Annotated in this window: 14 protein-coding genes; 9 read left to right on the top strand and 5 right to left on the bottom strand. The window is 59.9% G+C overall.

Translation table 11 applies throughout. From position 1 onward, the window contains the following. Nucleotides 1-41 precede the first annotated feature (41 nt). The 4 genes from ACQZ5N_RS15610 to ACQZ5N_RS15625 all read right to left on the bottom strand — a co-directional run bounded on the left by ACQZ5N_RS15610 (nucleotide 42) and on the right by ACQZ5N_RS15625 (nucleotide 7,961). Nucleotides 42-2,087, bottom strand: a complete 2,046-nt coding sequence (locus tag ACQZ5N_RS15610; RefSeq protein ID WP_448733381.1) for an O-linked N-acetylglucosamine transferase, SPINDLY family protein — start codon at nucleotides 2,085-2,087, stop codon at nucleotides 42-44. Between the two features lie 219 nt (nucleotides 2,088-2,306). Then, nucleotides 2,307-3,272 (bottom strand): glycosyltransferase family 2 protein, encoded by a 966-nt coding sequence (locus tag ACQZ5N_RS15615; RefSeq protein WP_448733382.1) that lies wholly within the window; start codon nucleotides 3,270-3,272, stop codon nucleotides 2,307-2,309. Nucleotides 3,273-3,366: 94 nt separating this feature from the next. Further along, nucleotides 3,367-6,309, bottom strand: a complete 2,943-nt coding sequence (locus ACQZ5N_RS15620) for an ice nucleation-like protein (protein ID WP_448733383.1) — start codon at nucleotides 6,307-6,309, stop codon at nucleotides 3,367-3,369. Nucleotides 6,310-7,067: 758 nt separating this feature from the next. Beyond that, the gene (locus tag ACQZ5N_RS15625) at nucleotides 7,068-7,961 is read right to left on the bottom strand and encodes a LysR family transcriptional regulator (RefSeq protein WP_304982879.1); all 894 of its coding nucleotides are present in this window, start codon (nucleotides 7,959-7,961) and stop codon (nucleotides 7,068-7,070) included. A gap of 126 nt (nucleotides 7,962-8,087) precedes the next feature. On the opposite strand from ACQZ5N_RS15625, the gene ACQZ5N_RS15630 reads away from it, so the two are divergent. Genes ACQZ5N_RS15630 through ACQZ5N_RS15640 form a run of 3 tightly spaced genes read left to right on the top strand, consistent with a single transcriptional unit; the run spans nucleotide 8,088 to nucleotide 10,839 of the window. After that, complete coding sequence (locus ACQZ5N_RS15630) at nucleotides 8,088-9,275, top strand: MFS transporter (protein WP_448733384.1); 1,188 nt, start codon at nucleotides 8,088-8,090, stop codon at nucleotides 9,273-9,275. Continuing rightward, the gene (locus ACQZ5N_RS15635; RefSeq protein WP_448733385.1) at nucleotides 9,272-9,736 is read left to right on the top strand and encodes a cyclophilin-like fold protein; all 465 of its coding nucleotides are present in this window, start codon (nucleotides 9,272-9,274) and stop codon (nucleotides 9,734-9,736) included. Before ACQZ5N_RS15630 ends, ACQZ5N_RS15635 begins: the two co-directional genes overlap by 4 nt. A gap of 23 nt (nucleotides 9,737-9,759) precedes the next feature. Next, a complete protein-coding gene (locus ACQZ5N_RS15640; RefSeq protein WP_448733386.1) occupies nucleotides 9,760-10,839 on the top strand; it encodes an alpha/beta hydrolase in 1,080 nt (359 codons plus the stop codon). A 118-nt stretch (nucleotides 10,840-10,957) separates the two neighbouring features. Here the strand turns inward: ACQZ5N_RS15640 and ACQZ5N_RS15645 are convergent, their stop codons facing one another. Then, nucleotides 10,958-11,857, bottom strand: coding sequence for a LysR family transcriptional regulator (locus ACQZ5N_RS15645; protein ID WP_448733387.1), 900 nt, complete (start codon nucleotides 11,855-11,857; stop codon nucleotides 10,958-10,960). A 119-nt stretch (nucleotides 11,858-11,976) separates the two neighbouring features. On the opposite strand from ACQZ5N_RS15645, the gene ACQZ5N_RS15650 reads away from it, so the two are divergent. The 6 genes from ACQZ5N_RS15650 to ACQZ5N_RS15675 all read left to right on the top strand — a co-directional run bounded on the left by ACQZ5N_RS15650 (nucleotide 11,977) and on the right by ACQZ5N_RS15675 (nucleotide 18,314). After that, a complete protein-coding gene (locus ACQZ5N_RS15650; protein ID WP_448733388.1) occupies nucleotides 11,977-12,909 on the top strand; it encodes a VOC family protein in 933 nt (310 codons plus the stop codon). A gap of 143 nt (nucleotides 12,910-13,052) precedes the next feature. Beyond that, nucleotides 13,053-13,745: a hydrolase gene (locus tag ACQZ5N_RS15655; RefSeq protein ID WP_020811322.1), complete on the top strand. Its 693-nt coding sequence runs from the start codon at nucleotides 13,053-13,055 to the stop codon at nucleotides 13,743-13,745. Between the two features lie 71 nt (nucleotides 13,746-13,816). Further along, entirely contained in the window at nucleotides 13,817-14,107 is a 291-nt protein-coding gene (locus ACQZ5N_RS15660; RefSeq protein WP_003523921.1) for a XapX domain-containing protein, read from the top strand. After that, nucleotides 14,107-16,089 (top strand): amidohydrolase, encoded by a 1,983-nt coding sequence (locus ACQZ5N_RS15665; protein WP_448733389.1) that lies wholly within the window; start codon nucleotides 14,107-14,109, stop codon nucleotides 16,087-16,089. The genes ACQZ5N_RS15660 and ACQZ5N_RS15665 overlap by 1 nt, the downstream gene beginning before the upstream one ends. A gap of 189 nt (nucleotides 16,090-16,278) precedes the next feature. Then, a complete protein-coding gene (locus ACQZ5N_RS15670) occupies nucleotides 16,279-16,719 on the top strand; it encodes a DoxX family protein (RefSeq protein WP_448733390.1) in 441 nt (146 codons plus the stop codon). Next, a complete protein-coding gene (locus ACQZ5N_RS15675; RefSeq protein WP_448733391.1) occupies nucleotides 16,716-18,314 on the top strand; it encodes an MFS transporter in 1,599 nt (532 codons plus the stop codon). The genes ACQZ5N_RS15670 and ACQZ5N_RS15675 overlap by 4 nt, the downstream gene beginning before the upstream one ends.

Raw genomic sequence — 18,314 nt, forward strand, 5'->3', positions numbered from 1 at the left:
CCGTGCAGCGCATGCCCCGGCCGGTCGAGACTATCCCGTGCTCAGTTATCCGGTTTCCGCCAGAGGCGATTGTCATAGGGAATTGGCGAATAGTCGTGCCACTGGGCGAGTTTCTTGAGATAGCGATTGCGATAGCTCTGCTCGTCTTCGAACTCTATGTTCTCGAACACGGCTTCCGCGCCCAGCTCGTAATAAAGATCGAGATTGCTGAGATCCGGCACCGGCGTCTCGCCGCGTTCGCATTCGCCCTGCATTTGCCAGAACAGCTCTTCCAGACGGCGCGCCAGAGCGGGAATATCCCGCAATACGCTGGTATCCCGCTGCCGGGCGATCGATTCTCTGACCTCCAGCAGCTTCTTCCGGTCACGTTCGAAACCGATGGCGCGGGCGACATAGTCTTCCGGCGAAGAACAAATCATTTCTGGAACACCCGCTGCGGTGACGATGCTGCCGCAGAAGCGTGCCGCAAATGTCTTGCCGGACATGGTGAGGACGGGCAGGCCGGATGTTATGGCGTCCGCAGCCGTGGAGTGAGCGCCATAGGGGAACGTGTCCAGAAACAGATCGGCAACGCCGATACGGGCGATGTGCTGCGGGTTCGGAACCTTCGGCGCAAAGACGAGCCGGTCAGGTGAGACGCCGCTTTTTTCTGCGATGGCCTGCAGGTGCTGATTGACGTCTTCATCGCCCGCCAGCAGCCATAACAGGCTGCCAGGCGTCTGCGACAGGATCGTCATCCATCGCGCAAAGCAGCTTTCGGTAATCTTCTGCATGCCGTTGAAGCTGGCATAGACGAACGCATCTTCCGGCAGTCCGACCTCGGCCCGGCTTGGCCGGGCGGCGATGGGCCGCTTGCGGTCGAGCGGCTGGTCGCAGGCGATGCGCAGGACCTTTTCGGAGTAATAGATGTCGTTCTCCGGCGGGATCATGTAACCGTCCGAAATCAGGTACTGATGGAACGGGCTTCCCATCGATCCGGGGTAACCGCAGAAACTGACGATGACCGGCGCGGGGCGATAGGCGAAAATCTTCGTGCGCGCGTCCTTGGTGTAACCGTTCACGTCGATCAGAATATCGATTTCATCGGAGATGATCTGCGAGGCCGCTGCGGCATCGTCCAGGCCGTGGATATCCCGCCAGCAATGGACTGCTGCCTTGATCCGCTCCTGCGTGCTGTCCGTGTTGCGGACATTACCGCAATAATAGGCGAAGACCTCAAGGCTGTCCTTGTCATGCAACTCCAGAACCTCGCAAAGGGCGAAGCCCACGGCATGATCGCGAAGATCCGACGAGAGGTAACCGACGCGCAGTCGCTCACCGGTTCCGGACTTTACCTTCGGCGATCTGCGCGGAAAACGGCTGAGGTCCGGCCGCGTGCCGACCACCGTTTTGCTGTAGCGATATGCCTTGGCCAGCTGGAACATCGGATCGTCGGCATAGCAGCTCAGCGTCAGCGAGGACATCGCATCGAGCATCTTGCGCGCAGGGACGTGGTTTGAAGGAGCAAGCACAGGCCACTTGCACTGGCGCTGCCGCAACGACACCCAGTGCTGGCCTGCCTCCGGCAATTCCGGACGCAGCTCGAATGCCTGCAGCAGAGCGGTTTCAGCGTCCTCGAGCTTTCCGGCGCCTTCGAGAACCCGGCCGATGTTCTGCAGGGCCATGTGTCGATGGCCGATCGCTTCGGCGTCGAGGTGCTTCGTCGTTTCGGCATAATGCGACCACTGTTCCACGGCCTGGCCGATCAACCCGCTATCTTCGAGGGCACGACCGAGATTGATGTAACCGGGAGCGAATTGCGGATTGGCCTTCAAACAGGCGCGGAACGCCTGGACAGCACCCGCACGGTCGCCAAGCTGGCTGAGCGCAACGGCATAGTTGAAATAGGCAAGATGAATGACGGGATTGTTGTCGTTGAACGCAACCCAGGTCTTGTAGAGTTCCGCAGCCGCGGCTCGCTGACCGGCGGCACTGAGCGCCTCGGTTACGCTCAGCAGATCCATGAGACTCATCCGCTGGTTCCGCGCAAGATCAAGGGCGCTGGGAGCGGCGGCGTCGTTTGAAGGTGAGACGGGATTGGCGGTCATGACATCCTGCGGCAAGCGACAAAGGGTCGAAGATAAGAACAGCCTGTTGATGGGCCGTCCTTAGCTATCGCAGGTAACTTGCCTGTGGCTGGATGTGTTTGAAGCGGGGTTGCTTGCCCAGATCAGCCGGTGGCATGGCCGAGGGAAGTTTCCTCCCGATCAGGCGCCGGCTTCCGGGAGATTGATGCTGTCATGCCGCAGTAAGGATCGCTCTCATGTCTAACGATGAGAGTATTTCATCCTGTAGCTCGCCAGCGCGATCGACGGGTTGATCCGATAGACACTGTCGAAGTCTTCATCCGTGAAGTATTGATATGAATGTGCGACATATTCGCGGAAAAGACCATGCAGGTCCTGCCGCATCTGCTTGGCTGCCCATTCCAGCAAACCCGCCTTGAAGACGATGAAGATCGGGTAATATTTTGCCCTGAAGATCGGATTGTCCAGGAAAAGCTTCTCGATGTCTTTCAGTGCCGCGAACATCTCAAGCCGGCGCTCGTCGAACGTGCTCGTATGCTGCTCCCGCCCCGGGACGAGGCGGTGTGTTGTCAGGCTGGTGTTAATGGCCAGAAACCGTCCGGCATTCATATAGGCCGCCCAATGCGGCAGGATATCTTCGTTGATCCGCGCCGTGGAGAAGCGCCAGTTCGTCCGGCGAATGAAAGATGTCCGCAGTATCTTGTTCCATGGGTAATTGATCGTCACCAGGAATTGCGCGGTCGAGTCGAGGTCGATCATTGCACTGTCGCGGCTGCCGAGGACGCTATCCCAGATATTCTTGTCGATAGGCGCCATTTCGCCGGCAGGGCCATCGGCCGTTCTCAGCACGCTATATCTGAATGCGGCGACATCGATATTCGTCTCATCCATCAAGGGCAGAACGGTATCGATGGCTCCCTCATGCAGGAGGTCGTCAGCATCGTGAAACAGGCAATATTGGCTGTCGATGGTCGCCAGCGCCCTGTTGCGGGCAACGCCCGGCCCGGTGTTCGTCTCGCTGCGCATCAGCCTTATATTGGCGTGCCGCGCGATGTATTGCTCGACGATGTCGCAGGTATTGTCGGTGGAGGCATCGTCGACGACGACGATATCCATCTCGGTTTCATTGCGCAGAACACTGTCGAGTGTTTCGCCGATAAGACTGGCCATGTTGTAGGCCGGGATGATGACGGATATTTTTGCCATGACAGATACTGAATGTCCTTCTGGGGCATTCTGCAATTAAAATGTTACGACGCGGCCTGAGCCGCGTCGTAGGTTTTGTCGGGTCGTTTAAGGCTTATACTGCCTTGTAGGCTTTGATGACCGCCTCGACCTGTGCATCGTTCATGACCTTCAGCTGCTGGGCCGAGAGCGCACCGGCCTGGCTGCTGCTGAGACCAGCTATGGCAGCGGTGGAAAGGCCTGCGATGGCATTGGCGCTGATGGCCTTGATCTCGTCGGTCGAGAAGAGGCCCAGTTCAGTGCTGTTCAGGGTCGCGATCTGCGCGGAGCTGAGGCCGGAGACCTGATCGGAGTTGAGGGCTGCGATCTGGTCGGTCGACAGGGCTGCGAACTGCGTCGAGGAGAGCGCTGCTGCCTGTGCTTTGCTGAGGGCGGCGACGTTGCCGGTGCTCAGCTTGCTGGCGTCGATACCGGCGAGGGCTTTGGTGCTGATCGCCTTGATCTCGTCGGTCGAGAAAGTGGCAAGGCTGTCGGAGGACAGAGCGTTAAGCTGCGTCGAAGACAGGCCGGCGATCTGCGTCTTGGTCAGAGCGGCGGCGTTTTCAGTGCCGAGACCAGCCAGGGTAAGACCGGCGATGGCGTTGGCGCTGATCGCCTTGATCTCATCGGTCGAGAACAGAGCCAGTTCGGCGCTGCTCAGGGTCGCAATCTGAGCGGAGCTGAGGCCGGAAACCTGCTCCGAACCGAGGGCCTTGATCTGGTCCGTCGACAGGGCCGCGAACTGTGCCGAAGAGAGCGCTGTCGCCTGTGCTTTGCTCAGGGCGGCGACATTGCCGGTGCTCAACTTGGTGACGTCAAGGCCGGCAAGGGCCTTGGTGCTGATCGCCTTGATCTCGTCGGTCGAGAAAGTGGCAAGGCTCTCGGAAGACAGGGCGTTAAGCTGTGCCGAAGACAGGCCAGCGATCTGCGTCTTGGTCAGCGCGGCAGCATTTTCAGTGCCGAGGCCAGCCAGGGTAAGGCCGGCGACAGCATTGGCGCTGATGGCTTTGATCTCATCGGTCGAGAACAGAGCCAGTTCGGCGCTGCTCAGGGTTGCGACCTGAGCGGAGCTGAGGCCGGAAACCTGTTCCGAGCCGAGGGCCTTGATCTGGTCGGTCGAGAGGGCCGCGAACTGTGCCGAGGACAGTGCCGTGATCTGTGTTTTGCTCAGGGCGGCGACGTTACCGGTGCTCAGCTTGGTGACATCGAGGCCGGCGAGGGCCTTGGTGCTGATCGCCTTGATCTCATCGGTCGAGAAGGTGGCAAGGCTATCGGAAGTCAGGGCGTTGAGCTGTGCCGAAGACAGGCCAGCGATCTGTGTCTTGGTCAGTGCCGCGGCATTTTCGGTGCTGAGAGCAGCAAGCGCTGCTGCGGAAAGGCCGGCGACTGCATTGGCGCTGATCGCCTTGATCTCGTCGGAGGAGAAGAGTGCCAACTCGCTGCTGTTCAGGGTTGCGACCTGTGCGGAGCTGAGGCCGGCGACCTGATCGGAATTGAGGGCCTTGATCTGGTCGGTCGAGAGGGCTGCGAACTGTGCCGAGGACAGGGCTGCGGCCTGCGTTCTGCTCAGGGCGGCGACGTTGCCGGTGCTCAGCTTGCTGGCGTCGAGGCCGGCAAGGGCTCTGGCGCTGATTGCCTTGATCTCGTCGGTCGAGAAAGTGGCAAGGCTATCGGAAGTCAGGGCGTTGAGCTGCGTCGAAGACAGGCCGGCGATCTGCGTTTTTGTCAGGGCCGCGGCGTTTTCGGTGCTGAGAGCAGCGAGTGCTGCTGCGGAAAGACCGGCAATGCCGTTAGCGCTGATCGCCTTGATCTCGTCGGTCGAGAAGAGTGCCAACTCGCTGCTGCTGAGGGTCGCGATCTGTGCGGAGCTGAGGCCTGCAACCTGATCGGAATTGAGGGCTGCGATCTGGTCGGTCGACAGGGCTGCGAACTGTGCGGAGGACAGTGCTGCGGCCTGTGTTCTGCTCAGGGCGGCAATGTTTCCGGTGCTCAGTTTGGTGACATCGAGGCCGGCGAGGGCCTTGGTGCTGATCGCCTTGATTTCATCGGTCGAGAAAGTGGCAAGGCTCTCGGAAGACAGGGCGTTCAGCTGTGTCGAAGACAGGCCGGCGATCTGCGTCTTGGTCAGGGCGGCGGCGTTTTCAGTGCCGAGACCAGCCAGGGTAAGACCGGCGATGGCGTTGGCGCTGATGGCCTTAATTTCATCGGTCGAAAACAGTGCCAGCTCGCTGCTGTTCAGGGTTGCGACCTGAGCGGAGCTGAGACCGGCGACCTGATCGGAGTTGAGGGCCTTGATCTGGTCCGTCGACAGGGCTGCGAACTGTGCCGAGGAAAGCGCCGAAATCTGCGTCCTGCTCAGGGCGGCGACGTTGCCGGTGCTCAGCTTGGTGACGTCGAGGCCGGCGAGGAGCTTGGTGCTGATGGCCTTGATCTCGTCGGCGGAGAAAGTGGCAAGGCTATCGGAAGACAGGGCGTTAAGCTGCGTCGAAGACAGGGCGGCGATCTGAGACTTTGTCAGGGCGGCGGCGTTTTCGGTGCTGAGAGCGGCGAGCGCTGCTGCGGACAGGCCGGCGACAGCATTGGCGCTGATGGCCTTGATCTCGTCGGAGGAGAACAGCGCCAGTTCGCTGCTGTTCAGGGTCGCAACCTGTGCGGAGCTGAGACCGGCGACCTGAGCCGAGTTGAGAGCCTTGATCTGGTCGGTCGAGAGGGCATCGATCTGGCTGGTATAAAGCGCCGTAACCTGAGACGCCGACAGGCCGCTGATCTGAGCGGAGCTCAGCTTTGCGATCTGTGTCAGCGTCAAGCCCTTGAAGGCGCTTACCGAAATGGCCCGGAGCTCTTCAGAGCTGAAAAGAGCAAGGTTATCTGTGCTCAAAGAAGCGATCTGAGACGACGAGAGGGCCTTGATCTTGGTGCTGTCCAGCGCATTCACGTCTTCCGAGGTTAGGCTGGCGATCGTGGAGGTGGAAAGCTTGGAAATCTGCACAGCAGACAGTGAGGAAAGAATCGAAGTCATGAACGTGTCCTTTACCGGATGGCGACTGGTCACGCCTATCTGCTGCCAGACACTGCCCGTGATGACAGCGGTCCGACATCCGCAAATAAAGCGAAATTGTGGAGAACATGGCTCATGTGAACCTGCGCTGGAAACGCATCATGCAATTCGAGCCGGAGAAGGGGGCCCGGATTTTCCACGCTAGCTTGTGCGAATGCCGCTTAATAATTTCTGCCGCTTAAGATTTTCGCGACGTGCGTGTCATATCAGGCCAACATTTAAAGCCTAGTTAATATTTGGAGGCGGTGCATTTTATTCTTGATGTTTGCGTATCTTAGAGTCTTATAGAGTATAAAATTACGAAGCTAACTATCGATTCGATCAGCTTCCACTGCGGGCAATCAGACGTGTCCGCTCCCGGATAAGTAGTATCCGTTTGGAGGGGAGAGAGCGCAAGGGTTTGATCGTTATTTTCGTCTAAAACTGTCCTGCGATGCTTGCCGGGAGCTGACCCGCCTATGTAACGGCTGCCATAATCGGACAATGCTTTGCTTTGTCGCCTTTATTTCGGGTGCCGTGTAGTTGGTTTTTTTGAAGCGGAAGCTGTTATTTCCGGTTTCCGGGCCACGACAATGCTTTGGACGGACGGGCACGGGTCGCGCGATGATTCGGCGATGTGCCGATGGGGAAAACTGGTGTCCAAGGCGCAATGACGCGCCACCAATAACGGGCTGGTTTGGTTTGACCCAGCTGCCCTGGTAAGACTTCAATCCCCGGTATCAGGCATGATGGCGCAGGGCGTCGATGATTACCTTCATCGCCGGAGACATCTGGCGCCTGCTGGCGTAATAGAGGTGATAGCCGGTGAAAGGTGCGCTCCAATTGTCCAGAACCGCCTGCAATCTCCCTTCGGCGATGTGCTCCTCGACAAGGTCTTCAGGAATATATGCGATCCCGTAGCCTTTCATCGCCGCGTCGATCTGGGAGATCGATGAGTTGAAGCTGAGTTGCCCGTCAACTCTGACCCGCAGTTCTCGCCCGTCCTTTTCAAACTCCCAGGTGTAAAATCCACCCCAGGTGGCCTGACGCGTATTGATGCAGACATGGCCGACCAGATCCTGGGGTGTGGCAGGGATGCCGTGTCTGGCGAAGTAGTCCGGCGAAGCCACGGCCCGGAGACGCCAGTCCGGACCGATCCTAACGGCAATCATGTCCCTGTCGACGCTCTCGCCCAGTCGCACGCCGGCATCGAAGCGTTCCTCGACAATATTGCGCATGCCATTGTCGCTATAGAGTTCGATATGGATATCAGGATAGTTGGTGAGCACGCGGCTCAGCTTCGGCCAGACGGTCGTTTGCAGGGCGTGATCGGACAATGTGAGGCGCACGGTGCCTGAGGGCTTTTCACGAAAGGCGACGAGGTCCGCCAGATCCGCCTCGATCCCCTGAAATCGCGGAGCGATGGACAAAAACAGGCGCTCGCCGGCTTCCGTGGTGGCCACGCTGCGTGTCGTCCGCATCAGGAGCCGCACGCCCAGCCGGGCTTCCAGCTGCTTGATTGTGTAGCTCAATGTCGACTGCGATGTTCCAAGCGTTGCCGCAGCCTTTGTGAAGCTCCGCTCTTTAGCAACCTCCATGAACCAGAGGAGATCCTTCATGTCCTCTCGCTGCATCAAACCTTCCTGATTAATATTGAATTTCGATAAGTCTATGCGGATTAGCACGGATTGTCCGCAAAGTCGCCCGGCAATATCTTGCCGCCATTGAAATAAACCGGGATTTTAGTGGGATCTGGGCGAATGGCACTCACTTATGACGAAGAGATGGGCAGCAGGCGCGCGGCATGGAGCGCCGTGCTTTGCATGACGCTCTGCGCCTTCGTATTGATCGCTTCGGAATTCATGCCCGTCAGCCTGCTAACGCCGATCGCCGCCGATCTCGGTGTTTCGGAAGGTAATACGGGGCAGGCGATCTCCGTCTCCGGCATCTTTGCGGTCATCACCAGCCTGTTCATTGCCGGCCTGACCCGGCGGCTCGACCGGCGCCTTGTCGTGCTCGGCCTGACGGCGCTGCTGATGTTGTCCGGAATCGTGGTCACCCTTGCACCGTCTTTCCCGGTTTTGATGCTTGGCCGCGCGTTGCTCGGCATTTCGATTGGCGGCTTCTGGTCGATGTCCACCGCCATCGTGATGCGTCTTGTCTCCCATGCCCAGGTGCCGAAGGCGCTTGCCCTGCTGAATGCCGGCAATGCGGTTGCGGCAACGGTTTCCGCCCCGCTCGGCAGCCTGCTGGGCGCCTATATCGGCTGGCGCGGCGCCTTCTTTCTTGTCGTGCCGATCGGCCTGCTTGCACTCCTATGGCAATGGATCGTCCTGCCGGAACTCCCGCCGCGGCGCGACCGCGCATCCACGAATGTCTTCAGGCTGCTTGGACGTCCAGCCGTCGCAGCGGGCATGATCGCGATCCTGCTGTTATTCATGGGCCAGTTCGCACTTTTCACCTATCTGCGGCCGTTTCTCGAACAGATCACGCGGGTCAAAATCACGGTGCTGTCACTGCTGCTGCTGATCATGGGATTGGCTGGGGCGGTCGGAACATGGGTCATCGGTCGACTGCTGCAACGCCGTCTCTTCAGCATTCTTGTGGTCATTCCGATGATGATGGCCGGTATCGCGCTCTTCATGGTCGTGTTTGGCGAAGCGGAATCTCCGGTCGCCGCCGCCCTTGTCGGCTGGGGTTTCCTTGGAACCGCCGCGCCGGTCGGCTGGGGCACCTGGCTGAGCCGCATTTTGCCCGACGATGCCGAGGCCGGCGGCGGGCTTCAGGTTGCCGTCATTCAACTGGCGATCACGGCGGGGGCCTCGGTCGGTGGAATTTTATTCGACAGTTTCGGCTGGTGGTCCGCCTTCACGTTGAGCGCATTGCTGCTTTGCGGCTCCTCGCTTGCGTCTTTTGTCGCTTGGCGGCTGGCGTGGAGGCCATCATGAATGTTCGCCCGCTGGTTCCTGCCCGACGCACCCTGCTGGCGATGGCCGCCGCGTTCATCTTGCCCGGGCGAGCCCTCAGCAAAAGCGGTGCCGACAATCAGGAGAAGACCGATTTGAAGATCAAGCTGACTTTCGGAAAAAACACGATGATGGCGACGCTCTACGACAATCCGTCGGCGCGCGATTTTGCATCCATGCTTCCGCTCGATCTCAAGATCGCCGACTTCGGCTCCAACGAGAAGATCGCCTATCTCCCTCGAAAGTTGACAGTCGAAGGCCATGGTCCGTTCAAAAACGAGCGGCCTTACGACCTTTGTTATTACATGCCCTGGGGCAATCTCGCGATGTTCTATGCCGACTACAGGCATCCCGGCCTCATCCGGCTGGGACGCTTCGATCAAGGCTATGAAGCGCTCCATATCCCCGGGGAATTTCCGCTGCGCATCGAACGCGTCCAATGAACCGAACCACAGGAGTTTCCAGCATGAGCAAGCCAATCGAAACGAGTGAAACCTGCAATACCGGCAGGCGCAACCTGATGAAGGCAACGGGCATCGCCGTCGCCGCAATGGGCATGGTGCAGGTGGCGAGCGCGACACAGGCCTTCGCCCAAACCTCCACCTGGGACAAGGTCTTCCCGATGAGCGATAATGTCGATCACCAGAAGGTCTCGTTCAGGAACCGATACGGCATTACCCTGGCAGGCGACCTCTACCTGCCAAAGAACCGCGGAGCTGCGCCTTTGGCTGCTCTTGTCATCAGCGGTCCCTTTGGTGCCGTGAAGGAACAGTCGTCCGGCCTTTATGCACAGACCATGGCAGAGCGCGGATTTGCCGCGCTGGCGTTCGATCCGTCCTATACCGGAGAAAGCGGGGGTGAGCCCCGAAACGTCGCGTCGCCGGATATCAATACCGAGGACTTCAGTGCCGCGGTCGACTATATCGGGCTGCAATCCTATGTGGATCGCGAGCGCATCGGCGTCATCGGCATCTGCGGCTGGGGAGGCATGGCGCTGAATGCCGTCGCGGTGGACAAGCGCGTGAAGGCAGTCGTGGCCAGCACAATGTATGACATGACGCGGGTGATGTCCAAAGGCTACAACGACAGCGTTACCCTCGAACAGCGCACGCAGGCGCTGGAGCAGATGAGCCGGCAGCGCTGGCAGGATGCGGAAAAGGGAAGCCCCGCCTATCAACCCCCCTATAACGATCTCAAGGGTGGCGAAGCGCAGTTCCTGATTGACTATCACGACTATTACCGGACGCCGCGCGGTTACCATGCGCGTGCCGTCAACTCCGGCAATGCCTGGACGCAGACGACACCCCTGTCGTTCATGAACATGCCAATCCTGACCTATATCGCCGAAATATCGCCGCGCCCGGTGATGTTCATCCATGGGGAGAAAGCGCATTCCCGCTATTTCAGCGAGACCGCTTTCGCTGCGGCTGCCGAACCGAAGGAACTCGTGATCATTCCGGACGCCAACCATACGGACCTTTATGATCGCGCCGACAAAATCCCGTTCGACAGGATCGTCGCCTTCTTCAATCAGCATCTGGCGTAGAAGACGACCATAAAGATGTCACGGCAGCCGTGGCTGTTGCCAGCCTTTGCTGCCGTCACATTATTTACGCCTCAGGCCGGCGCGCTCGTGCGCGTCGGCACTGTCAGTGCTGCCGGCTCTAGTCCAGCATCACCATATGCGCCGGCAACTGCTCTTCGAAAAATTTCGAGAAAGTCGCAATGCGGGGTGGCAGCGCCTGATAGGGCGGATAATAAAGCGTCAGCCAGAGTTCGGGCGGCGCCCAGCCGGGCAGCACATGAACGAGCCGGCCGCTATGGATATGTTCGGCGATATTAAATCCCGGCAGCAGGGCCACACCGGCGCCTTCCGCTGCCATATCGGCCAGAACCTCACCGCTATTGGCGCTGAATGCGCGGCCGGCCGAGATGGCGATGCTCGATCCGCCGTCCGACAGGACCCAGTTCTCCCGCCGGCTTTCACCGCTATAGGCAAGGCAATCGTCAGGGGTCAGTTCGCCCGGATGTCCCATCTGTGTGAACCGGCTGCCCGGAGCCGCCACCAATATTCTCGGCACGGCCCTGATCTTGCGCCAGATGGTGAATTTGTCCGATGGGGCCGACGAAATGCGGATCGCCAGATCGTAGTCATCATCCACGATATTGATCAGGCCGTCCGAGAGCGAAATCTCGAAGCACATTTTTGGATAGAGTTCCCGGAAGCCGGAAAGGATCGGCGGCAGCACGGTCTTGCCGAGCCATGTCGGCGCGCTGATCCTCAGCCGCCCCTCATCCGCCTTATGGGCGTTGCGGACATCGCGCCGGGCATTCTCCAGCGCCTCGACCGCCGGCTGGATCTGTGCGGCGAAGACGGCGCCGTCGGTCGTCAACGACACCTGGCGGGTGGTGCGGACAAACAACTGTACACCCAGATCATCTTCAAGCGCGGCAATCGCACGGGTGACGGCAGCTGCCGTCATGCCCAGTTCGCGGGCGACCTGCGCGAAGTTGCGCTTTTCGGCCGCCATCAGAAAGGTTTTGAGAGCTTTATGATCGTTCATCGCCATTATTTCAAAAATCGCAATTCATTCGAGAAAAATATTGCAATTCCGCGATGCAATCAAGCGGGTTACATCTTTGTCCATCGAAACGGACACACCAAAGACGAAAGGCGCCGACGATGATCAAGGATATCAAGGGCCTGCACCACGTCACCTCCATGGCGTCGGATGCGCGGCAGAACAACAGTTTCTTCACCGATACGCTCGGCCTGCGCCGGGTGAAGAAGACCGTCAACTTCGACGAACCCAGCGTCTATCACCTTTATTACGGCGACGAAAAGGGAACGCCCGGCACGGTCATGACCTATTTTCCCTTCGCCAACATGATGGCCGGCCGTCCCGGCGTCGGCGAAGTGGGCGAGACGCAGTTTTCCATCCCGAAGGGTTCGCTGGGTTTCTGGAAAGAGCGTCTCCTTGCCAAAGGCGCCGCCGGCATTCAGGCCGACACGGTCTTCGGCGCCAATCGCCTGCGCTTCACCGGTCCCGATGGCGATGGCCTTGCTCTGATCGAAACAGGCGATGACGCCCGTGCCGCCTGGCTGGCCGAGGGAATTTCCGAAGACAACGCCATACGCGGTTTCACCGGCGCACGTTTTAATTTGCACGACACTGCCGCAACCGAAGAACTGCTGCGTTTCATGGGTTATGAGCGGACTGACGTTGAAGGCAATGTGACGCGTTTCGTCATTCCCGGCGGCAACGGGGCAGATACGATCGATCTTGTGGCCCTGCCCAAGACACCCTTTGCCCGTTCGGGAGCGGGCTCGGTCCACCATATCGCCTTCGCAGTCGAAAACCGCGAGAAGCAGCTGGAAGTGCGCAAGGCGCTGATGGATACGGGCTATCAGGTCACCCCCGTCATCGACCGCGATTATTTCTGGGCAATCTATTTCCGCACGCCGGGCGGCATCCTGTTCGAGATCGCCACCAATGAACCCGGTTTCGACCGCGACGAGGATACCGCGCATCTGGGCGAAGCGCTCAAGCTGCCGAACCGCTACGAGCCTTTCCGCAATCAGATCGAGGCGAACCTCGCTCCGCTTGCAGCATAAAGCGGGTCTCTGATCCGCATCCACTGACCAAGATAGATCCTCGCTTTTCAAGACGGCTTCCCCTGCCGGGCAGCCGGCCGGCGAAGCCTTCACAATTTCCACCGCCGCAGATCGGCAACCACCACCTGAACGGAGAACTGAAAATGTCTAAGCTCGAAGTCCTTACCCCCGCCAACAGCCAGCTCATCTTCATCGACCAGCAGCCGCAGATGGCTTTCGGTGTGCAGTCTATCGACCGGCAAACCCTGAAGAACAATGTCGTCGGCCTCGCCAAGGCGGCAAAGATTTTCAATATTCCGACGACCATCACCACGGTCGAAACGGAAAGCTTCTCCGGCAACACCTTCCCGGAACTGCTCGCGGTCTTCCCCGAGAACGACATTCTCGAGCGCACCTCGATGAATTCCTGGGATGACCAGAATGTGCGCGATGCGCTGGCGAAGAATGCGGCTGCCGGCCGCAAGAAGATCGTCGTCTCCGGCCTGTGGACGGAAGTGTGCAACACCACCTTTGCGCTCTCCGCGCTCCACGATGTCGCAGATTACGAGATCTACATGGTGGCGGACGCCTCCGGCGGTACCTCTGTCGATGCGCATAAATATGCCATGGACCGCATGGTGCAGGCCGGCATCATTCCCGTCACCTGGCAGCAGGTGCTGCTCGAATGGCAGCGCGACTGGGCACGCAAGGAAACCTATGACGCCGTCACCTCGCTGGTGAAGGAACATTCCGGCGCCTACGGCATGGGCATCGATTATGCCGTCACCCATGTCCATGGCGGCGAAGAGCGCGTCAAGCACGGCAAGCGCATCGGCCCCAACCCGGCCAAGAAATAAGCTTTCAACCGCGCCGCACCGGCAGGATCGCCATCCAGCCCGGTGCGGCTTTCACCCATCAGGAGGTTCCCATGAAAGTCTATCTTCTGTCCCTTGGCGCCGGCCTGCTGGTCGGCATCGTTTACAGCCTGCTCAACGTGCGTTCTCCCGCACCGCCCGTCATCGCTCTCGTCGGCCTGCTCGGCATCCTGGTTGGGGAGCAGATCATTCCCTTCGCGAAGACGATTGCCGGCAAGGAACCGGCCGTCGTTTCGTGGATCAACCAGATCAAGCCGCATATGTTCGGCCATATGCCGAAGGGTGGCGCTGAAACCACGGGTCTCGCCGAAGTTAAACAGCCGACCGAGCGGGAGAGAAGCTGATGCCGACACGACGCACCTTTCTTGGCGCGGCCTCGAGCCTTGCCTTTCCGAATCTGTTTTCACCGGCTAAGGCCGCTGATCCCATCAAGACCGGAGGTTCTTCCATGCATCCAGATACGATCCTTCACAATGGCCGCTTCACGACGCTCGACCGCGGCAATCCGAATGCAACGGCAGTCGCCATCAAGGACGGCCTGTTTCTGGAGGTAGGAAGCGACGCCGAGGTCATGGCCCTTGCCGGGCCGGATACGAAGATGATCGATCTGAAGGGCAAGCGGGTTCTGCCCGGCCTGATCGACAACCACACCCACGTCGTTCGCGGCGGCCTGAACTTCAACATGGAACTGCGCTGGGACGGCGTGCGCTCGCTTGCCGATGCCATGGACATGCTGAAGCGTCAGGTGGCGATCACCCCGGCGCCGCAGTGGGTGCGGGTCGTCGGCGGCTTCACCGAACATCAATTCGTCGAAAAGCGCCTGCCGACCATCGAGGAAATCAATGCGGTAGCGCCGGATACGCCGGTCTTCCTGCTGCATCTTTATGACCGGGCCCTACTGAATGGCGCAGCCCTTCGCGCCGTCGGCTACACGAAGGACACGCCCAACCCGCCCGGCGGCGAGATCACTCGCGACGCGAACGGCAATCCGACCGGCCTGCTGCTCGCCAAGCCGAATGCCGGCATTCTCTATTCGACGCTCGCCAAGGGGCCGAAGCTGCCGCTCGATTATCAGGTCAATTCCACCCGCCACTTTATGCGCGAGCTGAACCGGCTGGGTGTGACCGGCGTGATCGACGCCGGCGGCGGCTTCCAGAATTATCCTGACGATTACGAGGTGATCCAGAAACTGTTGGATGAGAACCAGATGACGGTTCGGCTGGCCTACAATCTCTTCACGCAGAAGCCGAAACAGGAGAAGGAGGATTTCCTCAACTGGACATCTTCGGTCAAATACAAGCAGGGCAACGACTATTTCCGGCACAACGGGGCAGGCGAAATGCTGGTCTTTTCCGCTGCCGATTTTGAGGATTTCCGCCAGCCGCGGCCGGACATGCCGCCGGAAATGGAAGGTGAGCTCGAAGACGTCGTCCGGATTCTGGCGGAAAACCGCTGGCCCTGGCGTCTGCACGCCACCTATGACGAGACGATTTCGCGGGCGCTGGATGTCTTCGAAAAGGTCAACCGGGACATTCCGCTCGAAGGCTTGAATTGGTTCTTCGATCATGCCGAAACCATCTCCGACCGCTCCATCGACCGTATCGCAGCCCTTGGCGGTGGTATCGCCACCCAGCACCGCATGGCCTATCAGGGCGAATATTTCGTCGAACGTTACGGTCAGGGCGTAGCTGAAGCCACCCCGCCAATTGCGCGGATGCTGGAAAAGGGCGTGAACGTTTCGGCCGGTACGGATGCAACGCGCGTCGCCTCCTATAATCCGTGGGTGTCGCTGTTCTGGATGGTGACGGGCAAGACGGTCGGCGGCATGCAGCTTTATCCGCGCGCCAATTGCCTCGACCGCGAGACGGCGCTGCGCATGTGGACCGAAAAAGTCACCTGGTTCTCGAACGAGGAAGGCAAGAAGGGCCGCATCGAAAAAGGCCAGTTTGCCGATCTCGTGGTGCCGGACAAGGATTATTTCTCCTGCGCGGAAGATGAGATTTCCTTCCTCACCTCGGAACTGACCATGGTGGGCGGCAAGGTCGTTTATGGCGCCGGCGACTTCAGAACGCTGGATGAAAGCAATATTCCGCCGGCGATGCCCGACTGGTCGCCTGTGCGAACCTTCGGCGGTTATGCCGCCTGGGGTGAACCGCAGGGCGCTGGAAAGAACTCGCTCAGACGGGCCGCGATCTCCTCCTGCGGCTGCACCAATGATTGCGGCGTTCACGGCCACGACCATGCCGGCGCGTGGACGTCGAAATTGCCGATTGCCGATCTGAAGGGCTTCTTCGGAGCGCTGGGCTGCTCCTGCTGGGCAGTCTGAGCCCGGCCAGCAGAAAAATCCACCGGGCAGCGGATCGCCGCTGCCCGATGCGCCCGAGAATATTGCATAGTGCGCAATTATATCGAAACTATTGATGCAATTGTTGCCGGTAATCCTTTGCGCCAATATCGCTCCATCAGATGAACGCAGCGCCGCTCGAACCGACCGGCCAGATCGCAGGAGCAGAAAATGACCGAGCCGTCTTCAACCCTTCGCCTTCGCGGGCTTCTCGCGGATATCGTTGCCGCACCCGCCACAAAAACCTTAGCGCTTCTGGCGCTCTGCTCGGCCTATATTCAGGGGCCGCTGACCAAGATTTTCGACTTTTCCGGTGCGATTGCCGAGATGAACCATTTTGGCCTTCAGCCGGCGGTCGCATTCGCTGTCGTTGTCATCCTGTTTGAACTCACCGCCTCCGCTCTGGTGGTGTCGGGATTCCTGCGCTGGGCCGGTGCTCTGGCGCTTGCAGGCTTCACGCTTCTCGCCACCTTCATCGCTCTCCGCTTCTGGGAAATGGCGCCCGGCATGGACCGCATGATGGCCACCAACGCCTTCTTCGAGCATCTTGGCCTTGCCGGTGCCTTCATCATGGTCGCCGCAATCGATCTCACGAAAGGAACAGGCAAATGAGTGCCGTAAAGTCCTCTGCGAGCAGCTTTGCTCCCCTTGCACAACCGGTTTTCGCCGTTCTCTGGGCGGCGACGGTGCTCGGCAATACCGGCAGCTTCATGCGCGATGTCGCCAGTTCATGGCTGATGACCGATCTTTCGGCCTCGCCGGCGGCCGTCGCCATGGTTCAGGCGGCCGGAACCCTGCCGATCTTTCTTCTGGCGATCCCGGCCGGCGTGCTGACCGATATTCTCGACCGCCGCAAATTCCTGATCGCGGTGCAGCTTCTGCTGGCCTCGGTCAGCGTCACCCTCATGGTTCTTTCCCATACCGGCCTGTTGTCCGTCAGCGCGCTGATCGGGCTCACTTTCCTCGGCGGTATTGGTGCGGCGCTGATGGGGCCGACCTGGCAGGCCATCGTGCCGGAACTGGTGAAACGTGAGGATATCAAGAGCGCCGTGGCGCTGAACTCGCTGGGCATCAATATCGCCCGCTCCATCGGTCCCGCCGCCGGCGGCATCCTGCTTGCGGCCTTCGGGGCGGCCTTCACCTATGGCGCCGATGTCGCAAGCTACTTCGTTGTCATCGCCGCGCTTCTATGGTGGCCAAGGGCGAAGAACGCCAATGATGCTTTGGCCGAAGGTTTCTTCGGCGCATTCCGGGCAGGCCTTCGTTACACCCGCGCCAGCCGGCCGCTGCATGTCGTCCTGCTGCGGGCTGCGATCTTCTTTGCATTCGCCAGTGCCGTCTGGGCGCTGTTGCCTCTGGTCGCCCGGCAATTGCTCGGCGGAGACGCGAGCTTCTACGGTATCCTGCTCGGTGCTGTCGGGGCCGGCGCCATCGGCGGTGCGCTGGTCATGCCGAAATTGCGTGACCGTTTCGATGCCGATGCCCTGCTGCTGGGTGCGGCTCTTACCACCGCGCTCGTCATGGCCGGCCTGTCCTTCGCGCCGCCAAAATGGCTTGCAATCGTCATCCTGCTGTTTCTCGGCGGTGCCTGGATCACGGCGCTGACGACGCTTAATGGCGCAGCCCAGGCGATCTTGCCGAACTGGGTACGCGGCCGCGGTCTCGCCGTCTATCTCACCGTCTTCAACGGTGCGATGACAGCGGGCAGCATCGGCTGGGGTGCGGTGGGTGAAGCGGCGGGCGTGCCCGGCACGCTGCTCATCGGTGCGGCAGGCCTTTTCATTGCCGGTCTCGTCATGCACCGCCTGAAACTGCCTGCGGGCGATGCGGATATGGTGCCGTCCAACCATTGGCCTGAACCGCTCGTTGCCGAGCCGGTGGCCCATGATCGCGGCCCGGTTCTGATCCTGATCGAATATAATGTCGAAAAGCATCACCGCTCCGCTTTCCTGCATGCGCTGGACGAGCTTTCGCAGGAGCGTCGCCGCGATGGCGCCTATGGCTGGGGCGTGACGGAGGACTCCGCCGATCCGCAGAAGATCGTCGAATGGTTCATGGTGGAATCCTGGGCCGAGCATCTGCGCCAGCACAAGCGGGTTTCCCACGCGGATGCGGATTTGCAGGGCAAGGTGCTCGCTTATCATTCCGGGCTGGAAAAGCCGGTGGTGCGGCACTTCCTCACAATCAACCGTCCGGGAAAGGCGTAA

The organism is Agrobacterium sp. 22-221-1 (assembly GCF_053522445.1).